This is a genomic window from Mycobacterium sp. (assembly GCF_032162605.1).
Lineage (GTDB): Bacteria > Actinomycetota > Actinomycetes > Mycobacteriales > Mycobacteriaceae > Mycobacterium.
Genome location: NZ_JAVROT010000144.1, coordinates 1 through 8,771 on the forward strand (window position 1 = coordinate 1; position 8,771 = coordinate 8,771).

An 8,771-nucleotide genomic window follows, 5' to 3' on the forward strand; every position below is an offset into this window, starting at 1 on the left:
GCGGAAACCCGCGTCCCGCGGGGGTTTCCGCGCCCAACTCGCGAGGGGCGGGGATTAGTCGAAGCGCTTGAAGCAGCGGACCTCGTCGCCCAGCACGCCGACGCGGAAGGCGTCGATGCGCGAGAAGCCCGACGGGACCGAGTCACCATTGACGTCGCTGGCGGCAAGACCGTTGACGAGGATGCCCGAGACGGCCTCGTCGACGTCGCCCGCGGTGAGGGCAATGATGTCACCGTTCGGGGTGGTGACTTCCTCCGTCAGCTTCACCGTCGCGACACCGGTCAGGCAGGCAGTGCGCAACGCGGCCTCGGCGTTGTCGAGTGCGACCCCGCCGTGTTCGTTCTGGATCGCCTGCATGAACCTGGACACCACCACCGAGTAGGCAGTGTTGTCGCCCGTCACCACTCCGTTCTCGTCGGCTGACCGCTGGCCCAGCTCCTGCAACGCCGGCAGGTCGACGGTGATGGTGTTGGTCGCCGGGCAGTACGACGCCGGGTCGCCAGAGCGGGCGTCGGGGCACTTCGAGTCCTCGAAACTCAGCTGCGGCGGATCGGCCGGTTCGAACACGATGTTCATCGCGTCGACGATCGACTGCACCGACTGCTCGGTGACGGGCAGCTCGCCCGTCTGGTCGTCGGGCAGCAGAAGCGGAAGGTCGCCACGGCGCTGCTCGATCTCCTCGAGATCGATCGCGGCGCAATACGCCGCACCGTCGGTGAATCCGAACTGGAATGCCGACACCCGCTCGAATGCCGAACCGTGCTCGTCCTCACCGCTTTCGAAGTCGCTCTCGTTGAGCAGCGGGTCGCGGAACGCGATCATCGCTGCGAGGAGGTTGTTGAGCCCGTCACCGGTGCTCAGCGTGAATCGCTTGGAATTGCCCTCGGCGACCCAGCGCATGTAGACGCCCGCCAGGCAGTCGGCCTGCTGCTCACCGACGATGGTCGGCGTCTTCTCGTCGACCAGTCCGGACTGAAGCTGGACGGAGTGCCCGTACTCGTGCGCCAGCACCATGGTCACCGCCATGTCGCCGTTGGCGTTACGCAGTTGCGGTAGCAGCTCGCCGCGATCCCAGCCGATGGTGTTGTCGTCGAAGCAATACCCGGCGTTGACGAGGCCCAGGACGCTGTCCCCGCAGAAGTCGACGTCATCGTAATCGGTGGAATCCCAGGAGATGAGCTCCTCCACCGGGCTGAATTCACCGTCGAACGTCTCGCCGTAGTGCTCGGCCCAGAACTCCTCGATGTCGCTGACGGCGCTGCCCGCGAGGTCGTCGATCCTGCCCCCGTCGGAATTCTCGACGTCGCGAGATGGCGCCTCGGCGTCGTCGCGCAGACCCGTGGGGCCGTCCACGGCGGGCATGCCCGCCACCCTGAAGGGATCGGCGAACACGGAGACCGGCGTGCCATGAAGAGTCGTCGCGCACGACGTGAGTAGGAGAGTGGTGAGCACCACGCCCAGGAGATGCCGACGCGCCATCAACGCCGCCTTTCGGTCCGCCAGGCGGCCGTGGTGGCGCGCACGTGATCTTGACCGTCAGGTTAGTGAACGCGGGCCACCCCAATCCCAAGTTTCTCGCCGCCAACGCGCTTTGCTGCAGCTCATTTCGAACGCAGACGCTCGAGCGCGCGCCTTGCGTGGCCGGAGTCGGTGGTCGCCCAGAACGGCGGCAGTGACGCGCGCAGAAAGCCGGCGTAGCGCGCCGTGGCCATCCGCGAGTCCAGAACGGCGACGACGCCCCGGTCGTCGACGTGGCGAAGCAACCGTCCTGCACCCTGCGCGAGCAGCAGTGCGGCGTGGCTGGCGGCGACTGCCATGAAGCCGTTGCCGCCATGGGCCGCCACCGCGCGCTGGCGGGCCGTGACAAGTGGATCGTCGGGACGGGGGAACGGGATTCGGTCGATCAGGACCAGCGACAGCGACGGTCCGGGCACGTCGACCCCCTGCCACAACGACAACGTGCCGAACAGCGACGTTTCGTCGTCCTCGGCGAATCGGCGGACCAACGCCATGGTCGTGTCCTCGCCCTGGCACAGCACGGGGGTGTCGAGACGACCACGCATCGCCTCCGCCGTCGCCTTCGCGGCGCGCATCGACGAGAACAGGCCGAGCGTCCGCCCGCCCGCAGCGACGATGAGGGCCTCGATCTCGTCGAGCTGTTCGGCCGAGCCGGTGCCGTCACGGCCGGGCGGCGGGAGGTGGGCGGCGACGTAGAGGATGCCCGACTTCGCGTGCGCGAAGGGCGAACCGACGTCGATACCCTTCCATCCCGGCTTCTCGTCGCCGTCCGCCGTCAGCCCCCAGGACCGTGCCATCGAGTCGAACGTGCCGCCGATCGTCAGGGTCGCCGAGGTGAGTATCACGGTTCCCTGCTCGAACAGCCTGTTGCGCAACAGGTTTGCCACCGACAACGGGGCCACTCGCAGTATTGCCCTTCGACCCGCCGAATGCGTCTCCTCGTGGTTCAGCCACACCACGTCGGTCCGGTCGGGGATCGCAGGCCCGTACGACGACAGCACGCGCGACGCCGTGTCGCTGACGTCGTTCAGTGCCGTGACCGCCTCGTTGCGAGCGGCCGCGGCCTTCGGATCGCCCGGTGCGGTGTCGATGGCGGACCGGACCTTGTCGGCCGCGTCGCGGAGCACGGTGAGGCAGGTGGACATCTCGTCGTCGAGCACGTCCTTGCGTCCGGGCTCTGCGTCGTAGATCGCCGACGAGAACGTCGCGGCCGCCGCTTCCAGACGTTCCGCGAGTTCGGGATCGACGAGCCGGGCCGAACGGCGGTGGGCCACGCCGACCACCGTCGCGGACAGCTCGCCGGTGGCCACGCTCGTCACGCGGTCGACGAGTTCGTGGGCCTCGTCGACGACGAGCAGCTCGTGTTCGGGCAGCACGTTGACGTCTGAGATCGCATTGATGGCCAGCAGCGCGTGGTTGGTGACGACGATGTCAGCCAAGCCGGCGGTACCTTTCGCCTTCTCGGCGAAGCAGTCGGTGCCGAACGGACAGCGGGTGGCACCGATGCACTCCCTGGCCGAGACGCTGACCTGGCTCCACGATCGGTCGGGCACGCCTGGCACGACCTCGTCGCGGTCGCCCGTTTCGGTGTCCGACGACCATTCGAGGAGGCGTTTCACGTCGCGTCCCAGGGCCGTCGACGCCACGGCGTCGAAGAGTTCCTCCTGTGGCACGTCGTCAGCGGATTCGGTTGCCGATCCGTTGTTGATCTTGTTGAGGCACACGTAGTTTCCGCGACCCTTGAGTAGCGCGAACTCGGGGCGCCGTGACACCTCGCCCTTGAGGGCGTCGGCCAGCCGCGGCAGGTCGCGGTCGAACAGCTGACGTTGAAGCGCGATCGTGGCCGTCGAGATGATCACGGGTTCGGCGTGAGCGATCGCGCGCATGATCGCGGGCACCAGATAGGCCAATGACTTCCCGGTCCCGGTACCGGCCTGGACGGCGAGGTGCTCGCCGGTCTCGAAGGCGTGGTCGACCGCCTCCGCCATCTCGATCTGGCCGGTGCGTTCCGTGCCGCCGAGTGCGGAAACGGCCTTGTCCAGCAGTTCCCTGACGCCGCCCGTGTCTCCTCCTCAGGCCGTGCGCGTGGCGTCGACCATGCGGGTTGGTATCGCGGGCTCGCCGCGGGAGAGCTTCAACCCGTCCCAGGGCAGGCTGTGAAGACCGGCCGCGACACGCTCGCGCGCCGAGGCGAGATCCTGGTCCGCGACCGCTTCGCCCGCGCGCACCAGGGGGTGTGCGAGCGCAGTGGCGACCAGTCCAGCGGACTCGGCCGGTGGGCGGTCGGCAAGGTGCACGATCTCCTCGACGACCGTGCCCGTCCGCTTGGCCAGCCGATGGGCCTGCTTGCGGCCGCCATGGGACTCCTTGTGGCTGCTGCGCTTCGCTACCGGAACGCCGTCTACTTCGACGAGTTTGTAGACCATCCCCGCGGCTGGTGCGCCGGACCCAGTGACGACGGCGGTGCCCACCCCGTACGAATCGACCGGCTCGGCGCGCAGGGCGGCGATGGCGAACTCGTCGAGGTCGCTGGTCACGACGATTCGGGTGTTGGCGGCGCCCAGCCCGTCGAGCTGGTCGCGGACCTGCCGTGCGAGCACGCCGAGATCGCCGGAGTCGATGCGGACCGCGCCCAATTCTGGGCCCGCGACGGCGACGGCGTTGGCCACCCCGGTGGTGATGTCATAGGTGTCGACCAGCAGCGTTGTCTCGACGCCGAGGGCATCGACCTGCGCCTTGAACGCGGCCCGCTCGTCGGGCCCGTCCGGCGTCGTGTGCAGCAGTGTGAAGGCGTGTGCGCTGGTCCCGAGCGCGGGGACGCCGTACCGACGCTGCGCCTCGAGGTTCGACGAACCGCTGAAGCCGGCGATGTAGGCGGCCCGCGCTGCGGCGACGGCCGCCTGTTCGTGGGTGCGCCGTGAGCCCATCTCGATGAGCGGCCGTCCCTCGGCTGCGGACACCATCCGGGCCGCGGCCGATGCGATCGCGCAGTCGTGGTTGAGGATGGACAGCGCCAACGTCTCCAACAGCACGCACTCGGCGAACGTGCCGTGGATGGACAGCACGGGTGAACCCGGGAAGTACAACTCGCCTTCTGCGTATCCGTCGACGTCGCCGGCGAACCGGTAGTCGGCCAGGTACGCCAAGGTCTCCTTGTCCAGGAACTCCTTGAGTGGCTCGAGATCGGCGTCGTCGAAGCTGAACTGCGGCAAGGCATCCAGGAAACGTCCCGTGCCTGCGACGATGCCGTAGCGCCTTCCGTCGGGCAGACGGCGCGCGAAGACCTCGAAGGTCGTCTGCCGGTGGGCGGTGCCATCGCGGAGTGCGGCCGCAAGCATCGTCAATTCGTACTTGTCGGTGAGCAGTGCCACCGTCGCATGCTCCTCGCGCAAGCGCTCGTCGGAAGTCACACCGGCAACCGTAGCCGTTCGGAGCGTCCGTCAGCCCCCGTCTATTCTGGTCGGCATGGTTACGCCAGCGCGGACCCAGCCGGGGACTCGCGAGGAACGTAGGGTCGATCCGGCCTCTGGGGAAGATGAGGCCACCGACAGCCCGTGGGTGACCCTGGTGTGGGACGATCCGGTGAACCTGATGTCGTACGTGACCTACGTGTTCCAGAAACTCTTCGGCTACAACGAGCCGCACGCCACCAAACTCATGCTGCAGGTACACGAGGAGGGTAAGGCCGTGGTCTCCGCGGGCAGTCGGGAGTCCATGGAGGTCGACGTCACCAAGCTGCATGCAGCGGGCCTGTGGGCCACGATGCAGCAGGATCGCTGAGCACCGGGAGTACATGGCGTGCGCAAGTGGAAGCGTGTGGAAACCGCGGAGGGTACGCGCTTTCGGTCCGCGCTCGCCGCGCACGAGGCGACGCTGCTGCAAAGTCTGGTCAACTCGCTGATGGACATGCTGGTCGACCGCGAAACCTCCTCGCCCACAGATGAACTTGAAGAGCTCACGGGAATGCGTACGGGGCACTCGCAGCCGCCCGAGGATGACACCATGTTGCGCCTGCTGCCCGACTTCTTCCGGCCGCAGCACGACCACCCCGCGGGTTCGGGTACCGCCGAGAGTCTCAACAGCGCGCTGCGGAGCCTGCACGAGCCCGAGATCATCGAAGCCAAACGCCATGCGGGTCAACGATTGTTGGACACGTTGCCGCCCGGCGGTGGCAGGTTCGACATCGCCGAGGACGACGCGCACTGCTGGGCGTCGTGCGTCAACGACATCCGGCTGGCGTTGGGCACGATGCTCGATATCGGCCAAGACGGTCCCGACCACCTGCCTGCCGAACATCCGATGGCCGGGCACCTCGACGTCTACCAGTGGCTGACCGTGCTGCAGGAGCACCTGGTGCTCGGGCTGATGGGCAAGCGGTAATCGTGGCAGGCGGTTCGATCACCGACGTGGCGGGCATTCTCGTCGGAAACCATCACCGTCTGGACCCGGACGCGTCGTTGGGCGCTGGTTGGGCCTGCGGCACCACGGTCGTGCTCACCCCGCCGGGGACTACCGGCGCCGTCGACGTCCGCGGTGGTGCGCCCGGCACTCGGGAGACCGATCTCCTCGACCCGGCCAACAGCGTGCGCTACGTCGACGCCGTCGTGCTTACGGGCGGCAGCGCATACGGCCTGGCCGCCGCCGACGGCGTCATGCAGTGGCTCGAGCAACACGATCGCGGCGTAGTGATGGACGGCGGCCTCGTTCCGATCGTGCCCGCCGCGGTGATCTTCGACCTCCCCGTCGGGGGATGGCAGTGTCGCCCGACGGCTGAGTTCGGCTTCGCGGCGGCCAACGCGGCAGGCGTCGACGTGCCGGTCGGCAACGTCGGCGCAGGTGTCGGCGCTCGGACGGGCGTGCTCAAGGGCGGCCTCGGCACGGCGTCGATCCGGCTCGACGACATCGGCGTCACCGTCGGCGCGATCGTCGTGGTGAACTCTGCGGGCAACGTCGCGGATCCGAGGACCGGGCTGCCGTGGCAGGCCGACCTGAGCGCCGAGTTCGGGCTGGTGCCACCGCCCGCCGGCCAGATCGCCTCGTTCGCCCAGCGTGCCGACGAGCTGTCGCCGTTCAACACCACCATCGCGGTCGTCGCCACCGACGCCGCGCTGAGCAAGGCCGCATGCAAGCGCGTAGCCGTCGCCGCGCAGGACGCGCTCGCCAGGACGATGCGGCCCGCGCACACGCCGTTGGATGGCGACAGCGTGTTCGTACTGTCCACCGGCGCGGTCGAGGTGGCACCGGCTTCCGACACGCCTGCGGCGATGTCGCCGGAGACGAAGCTCATGACGATGATCGGGGCTGCCGCGGCCGACTGTCTGGCCAGCGCGGTGATGGTCGGGGTGCTGGCCGCCGAGTCCGTCGCCGGAATCCCGACCTACCGTGACGTGTTGCCGGGATCGTTCCCCTGAGCAGCCTCAGATGATGGACTGGTGACGTGCTGACGATTCGTCGTGACCTGGCCGAGGCCATGATCGCCCACGCGCGCGCCGACCACCCCGACGAAGCATGTGGAGTGATCGCCGGGCCGGAGGGATCCGACCGGCCCGAGCGTTTCGTCGCGATGGACAACGCCGAGAGGTCGCCGACGTTCTACCGCTTCGATTCCGGCGAGCAGCTCAAGGTGTGGCGGGCTTTAGAAGAGGCAGGCGATGCCCCAATAATCATCTACCACTCGCATACCGCCACGGAGGCGTATCCCAGCCGCACCGACATCAGCTACGCCTCCGAACCCGAGGCTCACTACGTCCTCGTCTCGACGCGGGACCCCGACGAGCACGAGCTTCGGAGCTACCGCATTCTGGACGGCACCGTCACCGAGGAACCCGTCACCATCGTCGATGAGTACTAGTCAAAAGGAATGAGCGTCGCCATGACTGTTTCGGTGTCCATCCCCACCATCCTGCGCACCCACACCGGCGGCGAGAGGCGCGTCAGCGCCACCGGCGGCACCCTGCAGGCGGTCATCACCGACCTCGAGTCCAACTATTCGGGAATCACCGAGCGGATCGTCGATGGCGACAAGCTGCACCGCTTCGTCAACGTGTACGTCAACGACGAGGACGTGCGCTTCTCCGGTGGTCTGGCGACCGAGATCTCCGACGGCGACTCGGTGACGATCCTGCCGGCTGTTGCGGGCGGCTGACGTTGACTCGCCACGACTCACTACTCGAGGCGCTCGGCAACACCCCGCTGGTGGGATTGCCGAACCTCTCGCCGCAATGGGAGGACGGCGACAATCCGCACGTGCGCCTGTGGGCCAAGCTCGAGGACCGCAATCCCACCGGCTCGATCAAGGACAGGCCCGCACTGCGGATGATCGAGCAGGCCGAGCGCGACGGGTTGCTCCAGCAGGGCTCGACGATCATGGAGCCGACGAGCGGGAACACGGGAATCTCCATGGCGATGGCCGCGCTGATCAAGGGCTACCGGATGGTCTGCGTGATGCCGGAGAACACCTCGATCGAACGGCGTCAGCTGCTGGAGCTCTACGGCGCGAAGATCATCTACTCACCTCCCGAGGGTGGCTCGAACACCGCGGTGGCGATGGCCAAACGGCTGGCCGACGAGCATCCCGAGTGGGTGCTGCTCTACCAGTACGGCAACCCAGCCAACGCGGCCGCGCACTACGACGGCACGGGGCCGGAGATCCTCGCCGACCTGCCGGAAATCACCCACTTCGTCGCGGGGCTCGGCACCACCGGCACCCTGATGGGTGCCGGGCGATTTCTGCGCGAGCAGGTGCCAGGCGTGCAGATCGTCGCCGCCGAGCCACGCTATGGCGAGGGGGTCTACGCGCTGCGGAACATCGACGAGGGCTTCGTCCCCGAGCTGTACGACCCGGACGTGCTGACCACGCGCTACTCCGTCGGCTCGTTCGACGCCGTCAAGCGCACCCGCGAGCTGGTTCAGGTCGAGGGCATCTTCGCGGGCATCTCGACCGGCGCGATACTGCACGCGGCACTCGGCATGGCCGCCAAGGCGCGTAAGGCGGGCGAGCGTGCCGATGTCGCGTTCGTGGTGTGCGACGCCGGGTGGAAGTATCTGTCGACCGGCGCTTACGCCGGTAGCCTTGACGATGCAGAGGATGCGTTGGAAGGGCAGCTGTGGGCATGAGCGGACCAGGCGTCAAGCGAGAAGCGGAGTGGGATCGCGCATGAGCAACGTCACACCGACGGCCAAGAAGCGCCCGGCGTGGATCGTCGGCGGTGCGACCGTCGTCAGTTTCGTGGCGCTGCTGTACCTGATCGAGG

General features: G+C 67.9%; 9 protein-coding genes. 6 read left to right on the forward strand and 3 right to left on the reverse strand.

Features of this window, described 5'->3' with window-relative positions; genetic code table 11:
- Window positions 1-54: 54 nt before the first annotated feature.
- The 3 genes from QOI01_RS08695 to QOI01_RS08705 form a co-directional block, all read right to left on the reverse strand.
- Entirely contained in the window at window positions 55-1,479 is a 1,425-nt protein-coding gene (locus QOI01_RS08695) for a neutral zinc metallopeptidase (protein ID WP_526379925.1), read from the reverse strand.
- 122 nt (window positions 1,480-1,601) lie between these two features.
- Window positions 1,602-3,506, reverse strand: a complete 1,905-nt coding sequence (locus QOI01_RS08700; RefSeq protein WP_526379927.1) for an ATP-dependent DNA helicase — start codon at window positions 3,504-3,506, stop codon at window positions 1,602-1,604.
- Window positions 3,507-3,590: 84 nt separating this feature from the next.
- A complete protein-coding gene (locus tag QOI01_RS08705) occupies window positions 3,591-4,856 on the reverse strand; it encodes a nicotinate phosphoribosyltransferase (RefSeq protein ID WP_526379941.1) in 1,266 nt (421 codons plus the stop codon).
- A gap of 127 nt (window positions 4,857-4,983) precedes the next feature.
- Here QOI01_RS08705 and clpS point away from each other — a divergent pair, with 127 nt between their 5' ends.
- Genes clpS through QOI01_RS08735 form a run of 6 tightly spaced genes read left to right on the forward strand, consistent with a single transcriptional unit; the run spans window position 4,984 to window position 8,634 of the window.
- Window positions 4,984-5,298 (forward strand): ATP-dependent Clp protease adapter ClpS, encoded by a 315-nt coding sequence (gene clpS / locus QOI01_RS08710; RefSeq protein ID WP_526379929.1) that lies wholly within the window; start codon window positions 4,984-4,986, stop codon window positions 5,296-5,298.
- A gap of 18 nt (window positions 5,299-5,316) precedes the next feature.
- Window positions 5,317-5,898 carry an oxidative stress transcriptional regulator AosR gene (gene aosR, locus QOI01_RS08715; protein ID WP_526379931.1) on the forward strand — a complete coding sequence of 194 codons (582 nt, stop codon included), beginning with the start codon at window positions 5,317-5,319 and terminating at the stop codon, window positions 5,896-5,898.
- Window positions 5,899-5,900: 2 nt separating this feature from the next.
- Window positions 5,901-6,929, forward strand: coding sequence for a P1 family peptidase (locus QOI01_RS08720; protein WP_526379933.1), 1,029 nt, complete (start codon window positions 5,901-5,903; stop codon window positions 6,927-6,929).
- Between the two features lie 26 nt (window positions 6,930-6,955).
- Entirely contained in the window at window positions 6,956-7,369 is a 414-nt protein-coding gene (locus QOI01_RS08725) for a M67 family metallopeptidase (protein WP_526379935.1), read from the forward strand.
- A gap of 21 nt (window positions 7,370-7,390) precedes the next feature.
- Complete coding sequence (locus tag QOI01_RS08730) at window positions 7,391-7,663, forward strand: MoaD/ThiS family protein (protein WP_526379937.1); 273 nt, start codon at window positions 7,391-7,393, stop codon at window positions 7,661-7,663.
- 2 nt (window positions 7,664-7,665) lie between these two features.
- A complete protein-coding gene (locus QOI01_RS08735; RefSeq protein ID WP_526379939.1) occupies window positions 7,666-8,634 on the forward strand; it encodes a PLP-dependent cysteine synthase family protein in 969 nt (322 codons plus the stop codon).
- The last annotated feature ends 137 nt before the right edge of the window (window positions 8,635-8,771 follow it).